This window comes from Streptomyces sp. NRRL S-118 (assembly GCF_000716335.1).
Classification (GTDB): domain Bacteria; phylum Actinomycetota; class Actinomycetes; order Streptomycetales; family Streptomycetaceae; genus Streptomyces.
Genome location: NZ_KL591017.1, coordinates 100,364 through 116,624 on the forward strand (window position 1 = coordinate 100,364; position 16,261 = coordinate 116,624).

The following is a 16,261-nucleotide window of genomic DNA, read 5'->3' on the forward strand; positions in this document are numbered from 1 at the left end:
CCCAGGACGACCGCAGCCACGCCGGCGGTAGCCAGAACCTTCTTGATCATGGTCCATCCTTCTCGTCGAGAGACCCGGTGCTCGGGTCGTTCTGATCAACAGCGCGGAACGGTTTCAGTTGCGCCATGTCACTCGAAGAGCCCAATTACCAAAAGACGGACTCACGGTTTTTATGACCATAGTTTTGCGTTTGTCTGACCGGAGCCGTAGCGGGTACACACCCTGTATGGACGCTCTCATCACGTACAGCATGGAATTGGCCGAGAGGGACCATCTCGTAGGGATCGGTCCACTGGTGGCGGGGATCATCCTCGTGGGATTCCTGATCGGCGCGTTCTGGATCGGGCGGCGCATCAGGATGCGGGAGTCCGAGCCGCCCAAGCCGAGCGAGCAGCCGCACCGGCCGGACGACGCGGGCCTGCCGGGCGAGGCCGAGGGCTACCGCAGGCCGGCCGAGCTCACCGAGCGCGAGGACCGGGTGATGCCGTACGAGTTGAAGCACGAGAACACGGAACCGGACACCTCCCCGCGGACCGAGCAGGACCGCAAGTGGCGTGGCGCCCCGAGCGGCGGCTTCGGCAGCGGCGGCCCGACGACGGGCGGCTGACCGCCCCCGTGGGCTCCACGGCCGTCCGCCGGCGCGTGACCGCTCCGCGCGGCACCCCGTCGGCGTGCGCCGTGCGCTCACCCGCCGTCCCCTCCCTCCCGGCGCCGCATTCCGGCGCCGGTTTTCTCGTGCCCGCCCAGCAGCCGCCCACCCCCACCCCGCCGCCGTCCCCGCCCCCGCCCCGACCGGTGGCGGGGATCGTTTTGCCGGGACCGGCCGGGGCACCCGAGGGGGCATGACCAGCACCGACGACAAGGCGACGACGGCGCACACGCCCGCGCGGGCCGCGGGACGCGATGTCGCACGGCTCGCCGCACAAGTGATCGCACCGACCCTCGCCGCGGGGGTCATCATCCGGCGCCGCGCCGGCATGGCGTTCGCCGAGCGGTACGCGGTCGACCGGCGCGCCACCGGACTGCTCTCGGAGCTGCGCGGCCGCTACGGGGCCGGCCCGCTCCGGCTCGACGTCGCCGGGCGGCACTTCGCGGTCGTCCTGGACGCCGACGACGCCCGCCACGTCCTGCAGGGCACCCCCGACCCGTACTCCCCGGCCACCCGGGAGAAGACCGCCGCGCTGGAGCAGTTCCAGCCGCACGGCGTGCTGATCTCCCGGGGCACGCGGCGCGACGAGCGGCGCGAGTTCAACGAGGCGGTGCTGGAGTACGGCCGGCAGCTGCACAGCCTGGCCCCGCACATGGTCAGGGCGGCGCGGGAGGAGGCCGGCCGGCTGCTCGGCGCGGCCACCGCGGGCGACGGCGAGCTCGACTGGGCCACGTTCAAGGAGGCATGGGACCGCACCGCGCGCCGTGTCGTGCTCGGGGACACCGCCCGGGACGACACCGCCCTCACGGCGATGCTCGGCCGCCTGCGGGCCGCCGCCAACTGGTCCGTCGCGGCCCCCCGCCGCCCCGGTCTGCGCGACCGCTTCGAGCGGCGGCTCCACGACCACCTCGAACGCTCCGAGGGCGGCAGTCTCGCCGCGGCCCTGGGCGATATCCCCGCCGCCGCCGGCACCGATCCGGCGGGCCAGGCCCCGCACTGGCTGTTCGCGTTCGACGCGGCGGGCATCGCGGCGTTCCGCGCCCTCGCCCTGCTGTCCACCCACGAGCGGCAGACCGCGCAGGTGCGGGGCGAGCTGGCCGTCGCCGACCTCACCGCACCGCAGCTGCTGCCGTACACCCGCGCGTGCGTCCTGGAGTCGGTCCGGCTCTGGCCCACCACGCCCTTCATCCTGCGCGAGTCGGTGCGCGACACCGACTGGGGCGGGGACACCCTGCCGGGCGGCACCGAGTTCCTGATCTACGCGCCGCTGTTCCACCGGGACGAGGCCCTGCCGTACTCCGACCGGTTCACCCCGGAGATCTGGCTGGACGGGACCGCGCAGGACACCGAGGCGCTGATGCCGTTCAGCGGCGGCCCGGGCGAGTGCCCCGGCCAGGACCTGGTGCTCCTGGTGACCTCGACGATGCTCGCCGCGCTGCTGGAGCGCCACACGTACCTGCTGGACCGGCCGGGGCGACTGCGGCCCGACCGGCCGCTGCCGCGCACCCTCGACCACTTCGGCCTGCGCTTCGTGGCGCTTCCCCACCTTCCGCACAACAGCCTGTGACATGATGCGGGAGCCTCGCCACGGCTGTGAACGGAAAGGTGCGGCATGGCTCCTCGCTCCGGTAATTGGCAGCGTGTGCCCCTCATTCCACAGAGCAGGCAGGCGACGGGGAGCGAACCGTCGCCCGTCTATTCGATGCTGCTACGCGAATGGAGGGCGAAGGGGCGGACGGTCCCCGGAGTGCCCGACCACGAATGGCAGGTCCTGGTATCCCGCCCCATCTGGCCCAGCCGCTGAGCCATTCGCCTGGATACACCGCTCAGCGTTCGAGTGAATCGGCACAGAAATCCACCTCAACGGTGTTCTTTCACTTTCGCATTCGTTGTGATTTTCACAGTGGAAGCCGAGACCCTCTTGACGGGCTCGTCCGTCACGAAACCCGTGACATGACTTCCTCCTGTGGAAAGGGAACCGAACCATGAAGATCAAGAAAACTGCGGTAGCCGTCGCCGGTCTGGTCATGGCGATGGGTGCGGCCGCGCCTGCCGTCGCGGACGCCGACGCCGAGGGAGCCGCCGTGGGCAGCCCGGGCGTCCTGTCCGGCAACGTCGTGCAGGTGCCGGTCCACATCCCGGTCAACGCGTGCGGCAACACCGACAACATCGGCGGTCTGCTCAACCCGACCTTCGGCAACGTCTGCATCACCAAGTGAGCCTGCCGTAACGCCACGGCCCAGAGCGGCCGGCGAGCCGGTCCCGGTCGCATGCTCCGGGGCCGGCTTTTCGTGTGGCTCGACGTGCGGCGGCATCCGCCGCGCCCGCCGCACCCCCGGGTGCCCCAAGTGGGCGATCAATTCCCCCGACGGCCTACTGGACTCCCGGCCCGCATTTCCGATCGGCCCAATAAGAATACTTTTGTTCCATCTGGCGGACGGCTCCGTCCCGGCGCGCACCGCGCCGTTCCGCGCCGCCGCGAAGGAGCAGACATGGCCGATCGGGCAGGGGACACGACCCGCACGTGGCACGGGACGCGCACGCGGCACCGGGCGCGTACGTGGCTGGTGATGCTCGCCGCCGGGGTCCTCCTCTCCGGCGCCGCCGTGACGCCCGCCGGTCACGCCGCCGAGCCGCCGCCCGCGCGGGACCCGCTGCCGTCCGCGCCCCCGGCCACCGCCACGGCGCTGGGCGCCTACCTCCACTACGGCCCGTCCGGCATCCGGCGGATGGCGGGCCTGGAGAAGTGGCTCGGCGGTACCGAACTCCGGGTGGGCCACACCTACCTGCCCGGTGACGTGTGGAGCAACATCGAGGGCCGCCCCGAATTCCTTGAACCCTGGACCCAGTGGCGGCGTGCCCGCGAGGACCGGCTGTTCGTGCTCAACGTGCCCATGCTGGTGCGCAACGAGGACCACCTGCCGGACCCGGTGGTGCGACAGATGCTGCGGCTCGGCGCGGACGGCCGGTTCGACCACCACTTCCGCACGCTCGGCGAGCGTCTCGTGCGGCTGGAGGCGCCGGACACCGTCGTGGTGCTCGGCTGGGAGATGAACGGCATCACGTACACCCACCGGTGCGGTCCCGACCCGGAGGCGTGGAAGACGTACTGGCGGCGCATCGTCACCGCCATGCGGGCCGTGCCCGGGCAGCGGTTCCGCTTCGACTTCGCGCCCAGCCGGGGGACGGACGCCGTTCCGTGGACCGAGTGCTATCCCGGCGACGATGTCGTCGACATCCTGGGGATGGATTCGTACGACCAGCCCCCGGGGGAGAATTTCGACGAAATGGTGGAGCAGCCGTACGGGCTGCGCCACCACGTGGAATTCGCCGCGGCCCACGGAAAACCCATCTCGTATCCCGAGTGGGGTCTCTTCCGGAACGGTGACAACCCCGAGTACATGCGACGGATGCTGGAATGGATCGACCGGCACCGACCGCTTTACCACACCATCACCGACTATTGCCCGCACGGTGTGTGGCAGTGCGACGACAACCCCAGGTCGTCGGAGGTGTTCCGTGCGACGCTGTCGCTGCCCAGGCCCGAGCCGAAGCCGGAGGAGACGGAGCCGGCTCCCGAGCCGCCGACCGCGGAACCGGCGCCCGACCCCGAGCCCGCGCCGGAGCCGGCCGAGCCCGCCGAGCCCCAGCCCCAGCCCCAGGAGCCCGCGCCCTCCGAGCCGGGCACCGGCAGCGGGGCCGCGGCCCCGTGCAGGACACTGGACCTCGGTCCGTGGGTCCACAAGTGGCTCGGCGACTCCGGACTGTGCGTCCCCTCCCTCTGGTGGCACTCCAGCCGCTCCTGACAGCCCGGCGGCGGCCGGGCCGGCCCCTCAACCCCGGCCGTCACCGCGCCGCTCCCGTACGGCCCGGGCCACCCGGGCCCGCCCGCCCGCGTACGCCGCGCGCAGCAGCAGGGCCGGCGCCATCCGGCGGCGCGCCATCAGCAGCCGCTGGTTCTGGGCGGGTGAGGGCCGCCACTGCCGCTTGTACGGCTCGGTGCCGCGCAGCAGGCTCAGCGTGGCCCGGCCGCTCGCGCTGCACTCCTGCGCGCAGGTGCGCAGCAGCATCGCGAGCACGTCCACCCTGCTGGTCCGCAGCACCGGGTCCGCCCCGTACAAGTACGCGCCCGACAGGCGCGGCGACATCAGGGTGACGTTGGCGGCGACCACGTCACCGGCGATACGGAACTCCGTCACCATCGCGTTCCCCGACTCCGCCATCGGCCGAACCGCCCGCTCCAGGTGCTCGGCGAAGCGCGGGGTGAGGTGCTCAGGTGTCACCCGCCTGCCCTCCCACTGCCGCCGGTGCAGCTCCAGGAGCCGTCCCAGGGCGTCCGGGATCTCCGCCGGCGGGACGACGCGCTCCTCGACCCCGGCGTTCTCGATCTTGCGCAGCTTGGCCCGGGCCCGCTGCGCCCGGGCCCGCGGGAGGCGCCCCACCAGTCCGTCGATGGGCAGCGGGGGCAGCTCCAGGCAGACGGAGTCCGCCAGCCGGTGGCGCGGCCCCCGCCACTCCGCCCAGACCCGCTCGGCCGCCGCCCCGGCGCGCACCTCCCGCAGGTCGATCACCGCGGTACGGGCCAGCTCGCCGAGTGCCCCGGTCAGTGCGACCGCCGCCTCCCCGCACGTGTCGTCCAGGAGCACGTCGGAGAAGTCGCTGATGGCGCCGCCGAGGAGCGTCAGCACCGGCACGGGGCCGGGCACCAGCCGCAGCGGCGCCGCGGCGACGAGCCGGCCCCGGCGGCGCACCAGGACGACCCGGAGGCGGCCCGGGGTCCCGTACGACGTCCACCAGGAGTGCAGCCAGGAGTGGGCCTGGAACGGGGTGGCGGCCGCGCACGCGCGGTGGAGGCCGGCCCACTCGCCCGCCAGTCGGCCGAACTCCTCCCCGTCGCGGCAGACCGTCACGTCGAGGCTCATACCGCCGCCTCCTGGTGGCGCGCCGGGACCGGGCCGGGCACCGCCGCGTACCGCTCCTCCCCGTGCCCCGGGCGCGGCCGGACCAGCAGCGCCAGCCCGCCGAGCAGGCCGCCCGCGCAGCCGCCGACGAGCGCGGACAGCGGCGCGGAGGGCGAGACGGGCTCGGTGGGCGGTGCGGCGCGGGTGAACTGCAGGATCTTCACGCCGGTGCTGGCCTCGGTGTGGCCGCCCTTCCGCACGAGGGCGCTCGCCACGCTGTCGGCCATGGCGGCCGCGGTCCGCGGGTCCGGCGCCCGGCCGGTGAGGGAGATCATCGGGGCGTCCGGCGAGGTCTCCGCCCGTACGCCCGCGCGCAGGGCGGCGGCGGGGACCCCGGCCTCGATCTGGGCGTCGCCGGTGATGGCGATGTCGGTGGCGACCCGCCCGTACGCCTGGGCGAGACCCATGGCCCCGGCCGGATCGGACCCCTCGGCCGGGACGACGACCACGTAACCGGTCGCCGCGTACTCCGGGGGCGCCAGCAGCCCGTAGGAGCCGCCGCACACCACGCCCAGCAGCACGGCGGCCGGGACGAGCCACCGGCGGTGGCGGGCCGCCGGCCGGGCGCTCCTCAGCCGGGAGAGCCGGCCGGTCACCCGGCGGACGAGGAGGGAATGGGGAGTCATCGTCGTTCACTCGCTTCGTGGTAGAGGGACATCAACTGCCGGGCGCTGCGGGCGATGTCGTAGTGGCGCACGGCCTCGGGGACGGGCAGCCGGGGCCCGCCGCGCGCCGCGTACGCCGCGCGCAGGGCGGCGGTCAGCTCCGCGGCCGTCCCGCCGGTCCGCCGCGCCCCCGGCGCGCGACCGGGCGGCAGGTCGTCGAGCGCGGGGCAGGCCGCGTACAGCACGGGCAGCCCGGCGGCCAGCGCCTCGACGACCGCCAGCCCGAACGCCTCGTCCGCCGACGCCGACACGAACACGTCCATCGCGGACAGCAGCTCCGGCAGACCGCGCGACACCGCGCCGGCCCACACCACCCGGCCGGCGGCCCCGCACTCCCCGGCCACCCGCTCCAGCCGCGCCCGCTCCTCGCCCTCGCCGACCAGCAGCAGCCGCACACCGGGCGGCAGCGGGGCCACCGCGCGGATCAGCGTGTCGAACCGCTTGCCGGGCACCAGCCGCCCCACGCCTCCGACGACGTACGCGTCGGGCGCCAGGCCCAGCCGCTGCCGCGCCGACTGCCGGGCGCCCGCGTCGAAGGCGAACCGGGCGGCGTCGATCCCGTTGGGCACCACCCGGACGCGGGAGGGCGGCACGCCCCACTCGGCGAGGCGCCGGGCCACGGTGCCGGACACCGCGACCGTCGTCGTGCCGAGCCGCTCACCGGCGAGGTACAGGGCGCGCGCGCCGGCGCTCAGCGGCCGCCCTTCGATCTGCGCGGCGCCGAGCGAGTGTTCGGTGGCGACGACCGTGCGGACACCGGCGAGCCGGGCCGCGATCCGCCCGTACAGGCACGCCCGGTACAGGTGCGTGTGGACGACGTCGAAGCCGCCGCGCCGGATGAGCCGTACCAGGCGGGGCAGCGCGGTCAGGTCGCGGTTGCCGCGCATGCCGAGGTGGACGACGGGGACGCCGTCGGCGCGCAGGGCGTCGGCGACCGGGCCCGGATTGGTGAGCGTGACGACGCCGGCGGTGACCTCGCGCAGGTGCGGGACGAGCAGGCGGAGCTGCTCCTCCGCGCCGCCGATGCCGAGACCGGTGATGACGTGCAGCACCTTGAGGGGCGGCTTCTGCGGTGACCCCGACCGCGCGGGCCGCGTCCCGGGGCGCCGCCGGGTCTCCGGGGCGGCCGTCATGAGACCGGCACCGGGCCGCGCGGCAGCTCCACCGGTGCGCGCCGCACACCGTGCAGCCGGTACTTGGCGTGCAGCCGCCAGGCGGAGTCGCGCTGCCCGATGTGCACCCGGGGCAGGGCGAACACCCCGGCCAGCCCGGGCGCCGGGTCGACCGCGCAGCCGTACGCGTACCCCGCCTCGCGCACCGCGCGGGCCACGCGTGCGTCGACGTGGCCGTAGGGATAGCAGAAGCCCTCCGGGGCCGTGCCGGTGATCGTACGGAGCACCTCCCTGCTGTGCGCGACCTCGCGGTCCAGGGCGGCATCGCGGGCGGCGGGCAGCGAGACGTGCAGCAGGCCGTGCGAGGCGACCTCCATGCCGGCGGCGGCGCAGCGGCGGATGCCCTCTTCGCCGAGCAGCGGTTTGCGCGGGCCGTGCGCGTCCCAGTCGTTGTCGCCACCGAGCCGCCCGGGCAGGACGAAGACGGTGGCCGTGCACTCGTGGCGGCGCAGGACGGGCACCGCGTGCTCGAGGAAGTCGGCGTAACCGTCGTCGAAGGTGAGGCCGACCAGGCCACGTGTGTCGCCGTGCCGCGCGGCGTACAGCAGCAACTGCCGTACGCCGACGCCGCGCAGGCCGCGGTCGCGCAGCCAGCGCAGCTGCCGGTCGAGGCGGGCCGGGGAGACCGTCACCTGGTACGGGTCATCCGTCGTGTCGTCGATCGAGTGGTACATCGCCACCCACGGGCGGGTGTTGCGGGGAGCCATGAGCGAGCCTTCGTGCAGCGGTGCGGATCAGGGACGGGACCACCGGCGCGCGCAGCGCGCAGGCGGCGGCGGGGAACGTGACGGTGACGGCGGCGAGCGCGAGCGGCACCGCGAGGAGCGGTGGCCGCCCCGCCGCGCACGCCCACCCCGCGGCGCTCGCGGGGACGGCCGCCGCGGCGAGCCGGCCCAGGCCCCGGGCGAGGTGCCCGGCGGCCAGGGGGACGCGCTGCCGGTGCACGCCGCCGAGGAGGAGCGCGGCGGTGAGGGTGATGCCCAGCGCGTTGGCGGCGGCGATGCCGGCGGCGCCCCACGGCCCGGCGAGGAGCGCCCCCGCGCCCGCGCTCGCGGCCACGCCGCAGACCATGACGACGGCCGGGTACCAGAGCGGCCGTGAGCCGGAGAACCAGCAGCGCACGAGCGCGCCGACCAGGGTCTGGCCCAGCAGCCCGAGCGCGTACACCCGCATGACGGCGGCTGTCGCGGCGGTGTCGGCCCGGTCGAAGGCGCCGCGCTGGAAGAGCAGTTCGACGATCTGCGGGGCGGCGGCCACGACGGTCGCCGCTCCGGCCAGCACGAGCGCGGCGGCCAGCAGCAGGTCCCGCTCGGCCCGCCGGCGTGCGGTGTGCAAATCGCCCGCGGCCAGCGCCCGCGCGACGACCGGGAAGCTGACGGTGCACACCATCAGCGAGAGCGCCATCGGCAACTGCGCGACCTTCTGGGCGTAGTTGAGGTGCGAGATGGCACCGGCGGGCAGCGGCGCGGCGAGGAACCGCTCCACCAGCACCTGCGACTGCCGGCTCGCGGAGAACACGACGACGGGCGCGAGCAGCGACAGCACGAGCCCCCGCCGCTCCCACCGCGTTCCCCGGGCGGTGTCCGGGGCCCGCCCCGCCGGGCGGGCGCGGTCCGCGCGCAGCCGCCGCCACAGCGCCGGGGCCTGGACCGCGGCCATGAGCACGCCGCCCGCCGCGACACCCAGGGCCGCCGCCCGCACGCCCCGGGCGGGGCCGAGCAGAACGACCGCGGCGATGATGCCGGTGTTGTACGCGAGGTAGATCGCGGCGGGAGCGGCGAAGCGTCCGTGGGCGCGCAGGGCCGCGCTGAAGTACCCGGCCAGCGCGAACGACAGGACGCACGTCGCGGTCAGCCGTGTGCAGTCGACGGCGAGCTCCTGCCGCGGCAGCCCGGGAGCCAGCAGCGGTACGAGCCGGGGCGCGGCCAGCGCCAGGAGACCGGCGCCCGCGGCCGCCGCGAGCACCGCTCCCGGCAGAGTGGCCCGCACCAGCGCCCGAACCGGGTCGGGATCGGCGCCCGCGGCCCGCCGGGCGAGCGCGGCGCTGAACGCGGGCACCAGCAGCAGAGCCATCGCGTCCTCGATGAGCAGCGTCGCTGCGAACTCCGGAACGGTCCAGGCGACGAGGAAGGCGTCCGTGCCGTCGCCCGCGCCGAAGGTGACCGCGAGGAGCTGGTCGCGTACGAGCCCGAGCAGTGCTCCCGCCGCGGTCAGCGCGGCCGTCAGCACCGCCGCGCGGACCAGGAACCGGTCGGACGGCCGCCACGCCGCGGGGCCGCCCCGGACGGCGAGCGTCGCCGTGCCCGGAGAGCCGTCAGCCACGCACCACCGCCCGGTCCGCCCCCGCGGGCGCTCCGGCGCGCTCGGTGGGCAGGCAGGCTCGCGGAGTTGCGTCGGCCTTCTTCTCCGCGCCACCCCGCGCCCCGGGGGAGGCGCTCGCAGCCGCCTCCCCTGCACCCCGCGCCCCGGGGGAGGCGTTCGCCGCCGCCCCCTCCGCCCCCGGCGCCCCGGGGGAGGCGTTCGCCGGGGCGAGGGCCCACCAGGCAGTGAGGCCCAGCACGACCGCCGTCAGGACGGTCGGCGGGCCGCCGATGTCCGCGTAGGAGAAGTCGACGAGCTGCCGGACCAGCAGTCCGGTCGCGATCAGCCCGCATCCGGCCGCCGCGGCCTCCGCGGGTCCCCGCCCCCGGGCCGGCCGGTGTGCGGCCCGCAGCCGCACCAGGGCGCGCACCAGCAGGGCCAGCCAGCCGCCGGCGAGGGCGAGCAGGCCGAGCAGGCCCTGCTCGCTGAGGACCAGGAGGTACATGTTGTGCGGCGACAGCAGCGGTTGCCGCCGGAAGCCGTGGCCCGCCCCCGCCGTGTCGCTGCCGGAGGAGAGGGCCAGCGAGGCATGGCTGTCCCGGTGGTGCGGGAACGCCTTGAGCCCCACACCCGTGACGGGCTCGGTGCGCCACATCGCGCCCGCCGCCGCCCACATGGTGTACCGGTCGGTCACGGACCGGTCCGGTGCGGCCGTGACCCGCGAGATGCTCGCCACCCGCTCCTGGAGCAGCTGCGAGCCGATGCCGAACCCGGCGACCAGCACCACGCCCAGCGCCCCTGCGGCCAGGCCGACCCGTACCGCCCTGCGCGGACCGGACAGGACGAGCTGCGCCGCGCACCCCGCCAGCGTCGCGATCCAGGCGCCGCGGCTGAACGACACCACCAGCGGCATGACCAGCAGTCCGGCGCAGACGAGCGCCGCGACGCGCTCCCGCCGCACCGCCGTCGCGAGCGCGATCCCGACCGCGGACAGCAGCCCGTACGAGACGATCGTCGCCATGCCCATCACCTCGGCGGGCGAGAAGGTCCCCACCGCCCGGATGTCCTCGCCCATGTACGAGGCGCCGGTGCCGGTCAGGTACTGGACGGCACCCACGGCGCCCTCGACCAGGGCCAGTCCGATCAGCGCCCACGCGACCAGCGCGAAGTCCTTCCGGTCCCGTACGAGCAGCACCACGGCCGCCGGTACGAGGACGAAGACCTGCAGGTAGCGCACGACGCCCGGGAGCGCGCCCGCCGGGTCGTGGGCCGTCACCGCCGCCACGCAGACGCCCAGCACGGGCAGGCCCAGCACGAGCGCCGCCGCCCGGTCCAGCGGCCGGGCCCGGGCGCGGACGAGCCGTACCAGGCAGAAGACTACGAGCACGGCGGAGGCGAGGTCGGCGGCGGAGGCGGTCGCCTCGCCGCCGCCGGCCGGGACGGCGAGCAGCGCGACGACCGCGAGCAGCGGCACCAGCGGCGCCCAGCTGGGTGCCCGCATCAGCTGCCCGCCGGGCGGAACAGGGAGGCCGCCGTGCGCAGCAGGATGCACACGTCCTGCCAGAGCGACCAGTGGTCGATGTAGTGGTTGTCGAAGCGGCACCGGTCCTCGATGGAGGTGTCGCCGCGCAGCCCGTGCACCTGCGCGAGCCCGGTCAGCCCGGCGGGCATCCGGTGCCGCGCCGCGTACCCGGGGTGGAGGCGGCTGAACCGGTCGACGAAGTACGGCCGTTCCGGACGCGGGCCGACCAGGCTCATGTCGCCGCGCAGCACGTTCCACAGCTGCGGCAGTTCGTCCAGCGAGGTGCGGCGCAGGAGGGCGCCGACGCCGCTGAGCCGCTCGTCGTGGGCGACGCTCCACCGGGTGGCCGCCTCCCGCTCGTCGCTCGGGCGCAGGGTGCGGAACTTCAGCAGGGTGAACGGCCGGCCGTGCTGGCCGACGCGCTCCTGGCGGAAGAGGACACCGGGGCCGTCGGAGAGGCGGATGGCGGCGGCGCACAGCAGCAGCAGCGGGACGAGAGCCAGCAGCAGGGGGCCGGCGAGGGCGAGGTCCAGGATCCGCTTTTGCGGACGGCTCCTCGTCCCGCGGTCGTGCGGCACGTCGAGACGGCGGCAGGAGAAGCCCCACAGGTGCCGGTTCATCGCGCCGCCGCCGGAGCCGTCCGGGGCGCCGGCCAGCCAGCTGGCGCAGCCGTGACGGCGCAACAGCGCGACGAGGTCCGGCTGTTCCGTCCCCCCGCCGCCCGTCTCTCCCCCCTCGTCCTGGCCGTGGGCGAACAGGGCGTCGGTGACACCGTTCCGGACGACCGCCCGGTGGATCTCCTCCGCGGTCGTCAGCACCGGCAGCGTCGCCGGCCCGCCGTTCCCCCGGGGGCTCTCGACGATGCCGACCGGCCGGAGCCCGTACTCCGGGTGCTCGGCCAGCGTGGCCGCGAGCCGCTGCGCGGCCGGTACGGGCCCGGCGACCAGGACGGGACGCGGACGAGCGCGCACGGCCCGGCGCCGCCGGTGGTGGGCGACGGCACGGCAGCCGGTGACGAACGCCAGGTGTGCGGCGTACGCGGCCGCCAGCGCCGCCAGCCCGAGGGCCCGCGACGGCGCGCACGCGGCCAGCAGCGCGGCGGCCGCGCACCAGGCGACGGCGGCGCGGGCGGCGAGGGCGGGCAGCTCGTCCAGGACGGAAGGCAGGGCTCCGGGGCGGCTCGGTGCGCCGTGGAGCCCCGCGTGCGCGTTGAGCACCACGACGCAGAGGGTGAGCTGCATCAGCAGCGCCGCGTCGCGCTGCTCAGGGGTCAGGAAGAGCGCGCCCACCAGGACGGCGACGCAGTCCGCGGCGACGAGCGCCGGGCTGAACGGCGCCGCCGCGGGGTGCCGCCGCGGCGGCGGTGCGACGGGATCGGCCGCGACCGGTGTCCGCGGCGGCCCGACGGTGACGCGGGCGCCGGGGTTCCCGGGGCCCGGCACGACCGCGGTGACCGACTCCGCGGCGGCGGCCGGCGGCACGGTGCCGACCGGCGCCTCGGCACGGGCCGGCGGCGCGGCACCGGAGGACTGCCCAGGGCCCGCGGGCTGGGCGGCGACCAACGGCGTCGCCACTGCGCCGGGCTGCGCGGTGTCCCGGGGCTGCCGGGCGTCGGCGGGCGGCGCGGCCTCGCGGGGCTGCGTGCAGCGGATGTACTCCGGGGTCACCGGGCGACCGGCTCTCGCAGCGCGGACCGGCGCGGACCGGCCACCTCGCGGTACACCTCCGTCAGGGCCGCACCGACGCGGCGCACGTCGTACGCCTCGCACGCGTGCGACCGGGCCTGCCGACCGAGGGTCTGCCTCAGGAGTGGCCGCACGAGCAGCCGCGTCAGGGCGGCGGCCAGCGCGTCCGGATCGTCCGGCGGGACGAGGCAGTGCGCGTCGTGGCCGGGCGCCAGGCTCTCGCGGGCCCCGTCGACGTCGGTCACGACGACCGCGCGCCCACTCGCCATGGCCTCCAGCGGCGCGAGCGCCATCCCTTCCCAGCGGGACGGCAGGACGACCAGGTCGGCGGCCCGGTACCAGGGCGCGGGGTCGTCGACGGCCCCCGCGAGGATGACGGAAGGCGGGGCGGCGGCACGCAGGGCAGAACCCGCGGGGCCGTCGCCGACGAGCGCGAGACCGGCCCGTGGGACGTGTTCGACGACCGCACGCCAGGCTTGGAGCAGCGCGTCCTGCCCTTTCTGCCGACACAACCGCCCCACGCACACCACGAGCGGTGACGCCCGGAGGAGCGCGGGGAACCGGTGCGCGAGCGCGGCGCGGGCGGCGGCCCGGTCGGGTCCGCCGACGAACCGGTCGGTGTCGACGCCGTTGCGGACCACCGACCACGGCACCCGGATCCCGGCGCGGACGCCCCGCTCCCGCTCCGCCTCGCTCACGCACACGATCCGGTCGGTCCAGCGGGCGGCCGCCCACCGCTCCCAGTGCCGGGCGAGCGCTCCCGCCGGCCCACCGACCGCCTCGAAGGACCAGGCGTGCGGCTGGTGGACGGTGGGGATGCGGCCGCGTACGGCGAGACGGGCGGCCAGGCCGGCCTTGGCGCTGTGTGCGTGCACCAGGTCCGGGCGTACGAGATCGACGATCCGCGCGACCCGGCGGCACTCGGCGGGCAGCCGCCGCCCCGGCTCGCGGTCCGCCCGCCAGGGGTGCACCTCCGCCCCCGCGGCCCGTACCGCCGAGGCGAGCGGCACACCGGGCGGGCAGGCCACGGCCACCCGCATTCCCTGCGCCACCTGTTCGCCGACCACGTCGGTGACCACCCGGGCCACGCCGCCGTCGCCGGGCTGGACAACATGCAGTGCGGTGAAGGGGAGGCGCACGCTTACCCTTTCTACGAAGCCTTTTGTCAAATGCGTGGCAATTGAGGGGTCGGCGCTGTTGGAGTGCGCGCGGCGAACTTCGGCTGCGCGCGGCGGTGTTGCCGCTTTCGTCACGGCGGCCGCGGAATAGGCGGAATCGGATGACTCTCCCGCTGCACCACGCATTAGCGCGCCGAATAGGGAGGGATGGGTAAGGAACCAGCACGAACGTTATAACTCAACAACCACAATCGCGGAGCATGTGAAACACGCTCGAAGCAACTTCCCTGTTTTCATGCGCTCTTCGTGGCGACCCGTGTCCCTCGGGCGTCCTTCCGACGGTTCACCCATTCGGTGGCGCAACCGTGGAAATGCTGGAGCGTTGTGGATGTAGCCGGGCACGTCAGCCCGCAGCATCACCGAACTAGGAGCTCTTCACCATGTCCCGTATCGCGAAGGCCGCCATCCTGACCTCCGCCATTGCCGCGTCCGTCGCCGGCACTTCGGGGGTCGCGGCCGCCGACGCCGTCTCGGAGGGTGCGGCCGTGGGGTCCCCCGGTGTCATCTCCGGCAACCTGGTGCAGGTGCCGGTCCACATCCCGATCAACCTGTGCGGCAACACCGTCGATCTGGTCGGCATCCTGAACCCGGCGTTCGGCAACGTCTGCGTCAACGCCTGACCCGTCCGCGGCATCGGCGGTGCGCCATCCCCCCGGGGGGTGGCGCACCGCGCTGTTCCGCCGCCGCCCCCGCCCCTCCCCTCGCCCCCTCACCGCCGCTGCGCGTCCCCCTATCGGCGGCGCTGCTCCCGCTTCGCGTCGCCGCCCTTCGCAGGCGTTTCCAGCAGGTCAGCCGGGTTGATTCACCCGGTGGACCCAGTCACGTTCCGTGACGGATGCGATTGCGCGGCGGGTTCGGCCGTCCCACGGTGATGTCACGTTCGTTCCGACGCATCCTCACTGGAAGGACTCCACATGCGTCTCGTGACTCCCCGCCGTATGGCGGCCACCGCCCTCTGCGCCGCCCTCACCCTCGGCGCGGCCGTGCCCGCCATCGCCCACTCGGACTCCGCCTCGCGCGCCCCGCTGCCCCAGGCGCCCACCCTGCTCAAGCAAGTGCAGCCCCTGGACGACACCGGGACTCTGGTCGAGCCGATCAGCGCGCTGCTCAGCGCCGTGCTGAAGGCCGACAACGGCAGGCTCAGCACCGCGGACGCCACCAAGTACGCCGCGGACATCGACGCCGCCATGGAGGCCGTCAAGAAGGCGAACGCGACGGACATGCCGGCCGCCCCGGCCACGCCGAAGCAGCCGGCGGACGAGATGGCCGCCGACGACTCGCAGCTCGAAGCCAACATGGACGCGATGGACGACGCCCTCGCCGCCATCGACAAGTCGGTCGACGAGCTGGTCGCCGCCTCGACCGCGGGCCAGACGGCCACGGTCGCGCCGCAGGTCCAGACGACCCTGAAGTCCGTGGCCGACTTCCTCATGATGACGGCCAAGAACATGCAGGGCCAGCCCGCGACGAACCTGCCCGCGCCCAACGACATGACGCAGACGCCCGCGCTCTGACGCACGCGCCCGCACGCTTCCGGAGCCGCCCTCGGGCCCGTCCGGAGCACCGGAGAACCCTGTCGGCCCAGAGACAGTGAGCCAACAGGGTTCTCCTCTTGCCGTTGATATGACATGAGGACCGGTCCACATCATTCGGGTGCTGTGTCGAGAATTCCTCGGTTCCGGAGTTTCCGCCGCACGGAGGGCTCGTTACAGATGACAGGGCGCCACACGGCGTGACCCTCCAAGTCACTTGCCGCAGGCGCGAGTTGTCGCGAACAGCCGTCCACTCAGGAAGGACTCACCACCCATGAAGCCCACGAAGGTTGCCGCCGTCGTCGCCGGTTCCGTGATGGCTCTGGGCGTCGCCGCCCCGGCCTTTGCCGCCGACAGCCTCACCCCCTCCAGCCTCAACGGTGCGGTCGACACGCTGGGCAAGCGCGGCCTGACCGAGTCCGTCCCGTCCGACGCGGTGGGCAAGGCGGCCGACAACAAGCTCGTCGGCAAGGTGACCGACACCGCGGGCGACCTCAAGCCGCAGGGGCAGGGGCTGCTCGGCGGGCTGCCGCTGGGCGGCAAGTAAGCGCCACACGCGCCACCGTACGGGGCCGGGGCGGGACGACGTCGTCCCG

15 protein-coding genes are annotated in these 16,261 nt (G+C 74.9%); 7 read left to right on the forward strand and 8 right to left on the reverse strand.

The genetic code is table 11. The features are described from left to right. Positions 1-226 precede the first annotated feature (226 nt). The 4 genes from IH00_RS0125485 (at position 227) to IH00_RS0125500 (ending at position 4,455) form a co-directional block, all read left to right on the forward strand. Entirely contained in the window at positions 227-607 is a 381-nt protein-coding gene (locus IH00_RS0125485; RefSeq protein ID WP_031077459.1) for a DUF6479 family protein, read from the forward strand. A gap of 235 nt (positions 608-842) precedes the next feature. Next, positions 843-2,216, forward strand: a complete 1,374-nt coding sequence (locus tag IH00_RS0125490; protein ID WP_031077460.1) for a cytochrome P450 — start codon at positions 843-845, stop codon at positions 2,214-2,216. 418 nt (positions 2,217-2,634) lie between these two features. After that, on the forward strand, positions 2,635-2,868 hold the full coding sequence (locus tag IH00_RS0125495; protein ID WP_031077463.1) for a chaplin: 234 nt from the start codon (positions 2,635-2,637) through the stop codon (positions 2,866-2,868). Between the two features lie 351 nt (positions 2,869-3,219). Beyond that, positions 3,220-4,455 (forward strand): glycoside hydrolase family 26 protein, encoded by a 1,236-nt coding sequence (locus tag IH00_RS0125500; RefSeq protein WP_052411640.1) that lies wholly within the window; start codon positions 3,220-3,222, stop codon positions 4,453-4,455. 27 nt (positions 4,456-4,482) lie between these two features. On the opposite strand, the gene IH00_RS0125505 is transcribed toward IH00_RS0125500, so the two are convergent. The 8 genes from IH00_RS0125505 to IH00_RS0125540 are packed head-to-tail and all read right to left on the reverse strand — an operon-like array spanning position 4,483 to position 14,094. After that, the gene (locus tag IH00_RS0125505; protein WP_052411625.1) at positions 4,483-5,571 is read right to left on the reverse strand and encodes a GNAT family N-acetyltransferase; all 1,089 of its coding nucleotides are present in this window, start codon (positions 5,569-5,571) and stop codon (positions 4,483-4,485) included. Continuing rightward, positions 5,568-6,236, reverse strand: coding sequence for a YveK family protein (locus IH00_RS0125510; protein WP_031077466.1), 669 nt, complete (start codon positions 6,234-6,236; stop codon positions 5,568-5,570). The genes IH00_RS0125505 and IH00_RS0125510 overlap by 4 nt, the downstream gene beginning before the upstream one ends. Beyond that, a complete protein-coding gene (locus IH00_RS0125515; RefSeq protein WP_078887951.1) occupies positions 6,233-7,408 on the reverse strand; it encodes a glycosyltransferase in 1,176 nt (391 codons plus the stop codon). Before IH00_RS0125515 ends, IH00_RS0125510 begins: the two co-directional genes overlap by 4 nt. Next, positions 7,405-8,154, reverse strand: coding sequence for a polysaccharide deacetylase family protein (locus IH00_RS0125520; RefSeq protein ID WP_031077470.1), 750 nt, complete (start codon positions 8,152-8,154; stop codon positions 7,405-7,407). The genes IH00_RS0125515 and IH00_RS0125520 overlap by 4 nt, the downstream gene beginning before the upstream one ends. After that, on the reverse strand, positions 8,090-9,769 hold the full coding sequence (locus IH00_RS0125525) for a lipid II flippase MurJ (RefSeq protein WP_052411626.1): 1,680 nt from the start codon (positions 9,767-9,769) through the stop codon (positions 8,090-8,092). Before IH00_RS0125525 ends, IH00_RS0125520 begins: the two co-directional genes overlap by 65 nt. Then, positions 9,762-11,249, reverse strand: coding sequence for an O-antigen ligase family protein (locus tag IH00_RS0125530; RefSeq protein ID WP_078887974.1), 1,488 nt, complete (start codon positions 11,247-11,249; stop codon positions 9,762-9,764). The genes IH00_RS0125525 and IH00_RS0125530 overlap by 8 nt, the downstream gene beginning before the upstream one ends. Next, a complete protein-coding gene (locus IH00_RS0125535) occupies positions 11,249-12,937 on the reverse strand; it encodes an exopolysaccharide biosynthesis polyprenyl glycosylphosphotransferase (RefSeq protein ID WP_234334950.1) in 1,689 nt (562 codons plus the stop codon). The genes IH00_RS0125530 and IH00_RS0125535 overlap by 1 nt, the downstream gene beginning before the upstream one ends. Next, positions 12,934-14,094: a glycosyltransferase gene (locus IH00_RS0125540; protein ID WP_031077477.1), complete on the reverse strand. Its 1,161-nt coding sequence runs from the start codon at positions 14,092-14,094 to the stop codon at positions 12,934-12,936. The genes IH00_RS0125535 and IH00_RS0125540 overlap by 4 nt, the downstream gene beginning before the upstream one ends. Before the next feature lie 419 nt (positions 14,095-14,513). On the opposite strand from IH00_RS0125540, the gene IH00_RS0125545 reads away from it, so the two are divergent. The 3 genes from IH00_RS0125545 to IH00_RS0125555 all read left to right on the forward strand — a co-directional run bounded on the left by IH00_RS0125545 (position 14,514) and on the right by IH00_RS0125555 (position 16,212). Beyond that, positions 14,514-14,753, forward strand: coding sequence for a chaplin (locus tag IH00_RS0125545; protein ID WP_031077478.1), 240 nt, complete (start codon positions 14,514-14,516; stop codon positions 14,751-14,753). Between the two features lie 294 nt (positions 14,754-15,047). Then, entirely contained in the window at positions 15,048-15,647 is a 600-nt protein-coding gene (locus IH00_RS0125550; protein WP_158827928.1) for a hypothetical protein, read from the forward strand. A 292-nt stretch (positions 15,648-15,939) separates the two neighbouring features. Next, the gene (locus tag IH00_RS0125555) at positions 15,940-16,212 is read left to right on the forward strand and encodes a hypothetical protein (RefSeq protein ID WP_031077483.1); all 273 of its coding nucleotides are present in this window, start codon (positions 15,940-15,942) and stop codon (positions 16,210-16,212) included. Positions 16,213-16,261 lie beyond the last annotated feature (49 nt).

What these genes read in the sequence shown, in the direction of transcription:
- IH00_RS0125485 (WP_031077459.1), top strand. Translation starts at nt 227, where the DNA reads ATGGACGCTCTCATCACGTACAGCATGGAATTGGCCGAGAGGGACCAT.
- IH00_RS0125490 (WP_031077460.1), top strand. Translation starts at nt 843, where the DNA reads ATGACCAGCACCGACGACAAGGCGACGACGGCGCACACGCCCGCGCGG.
- IH00_RS0125495 (WP_031077463.1), top strand. Translation starts at nt 2,635, where the DNA reads ATGAAGATCAAGAAAACTGCGGTAGCCGTCGCCGGTCTGGTCATGGCG.
- IH00_RS0125500 (WP_052411640.1), top strand. Translation starts at nt 3,220, where the DNA reads ATGCTCGCCGCCGGGGTCCTCCTCTCCGGCGCCGCCGTGACGCCCGCC.
- IH00_RS0125505 (WP_052411625.1), bottom strand. Translation starts at nt 5,571, where the DNA reads ATGAGCCTCGACGTGACGGTCTGCCGCGACGGGGAGGAGTTCGGCCGA.
- IH00_RS0125510 (WP_031077466.1), bottom strand. Translation starts at nt 6,236, where the DNA reads ATGACTCCCCATTCCCTCCTCGTCCGCCGGGTGACCGGCCGGCTCTCC.
- IH00_RS0125515 (WP_078887951.1), bottom strand. Translation starts at nt 7,408, where the DNA reads ATGACGGCCGCCCCGGAGACCCGGCGGCGCCCCGGGACGCGGCCCGCG.
- IH00_RS0125520 (WP_031077470.1), bottom strand. Translation starts at nt 8,154, where the DNA reads ATGGCTCCCCGCAACACCCGCCCGTGGGTGGCGATGTACCACTCGATC.
- IH00_RS0125530 (WP_078887974.1), bottom strand. Translation starts at nt 11,249, where the DNA reads ATGCGGGCACCCAGCTGGGCGCCGCTGGTGCCGCTGCTCGCGGTCGTC.
- IH00_RS0125545 (WP_031077478.1), top strand. Translation starts at nt 14,514, where the DNA reads ATGTCCCGTATCGCGAAGGCCGCCATCCTGACCTCCGCCATTGCCGCG.
- IH00_RS0125550 (WP_158827928.1), top strand. Translation starts at nt 15,048, where the DNA reads ATGCGTCTCGTGACTCCCCGCCGTATGGCGGCCACCGCCCTCTGCGCC.
- IH00_RS0125555 (WP_031077483.1), top strand. Translation starts at nt 15,940, where the DNA reads ATGAAGCCCACGAAGGTTGCCGCCGTCGTCGCCGGTTCCGTGATGGCT.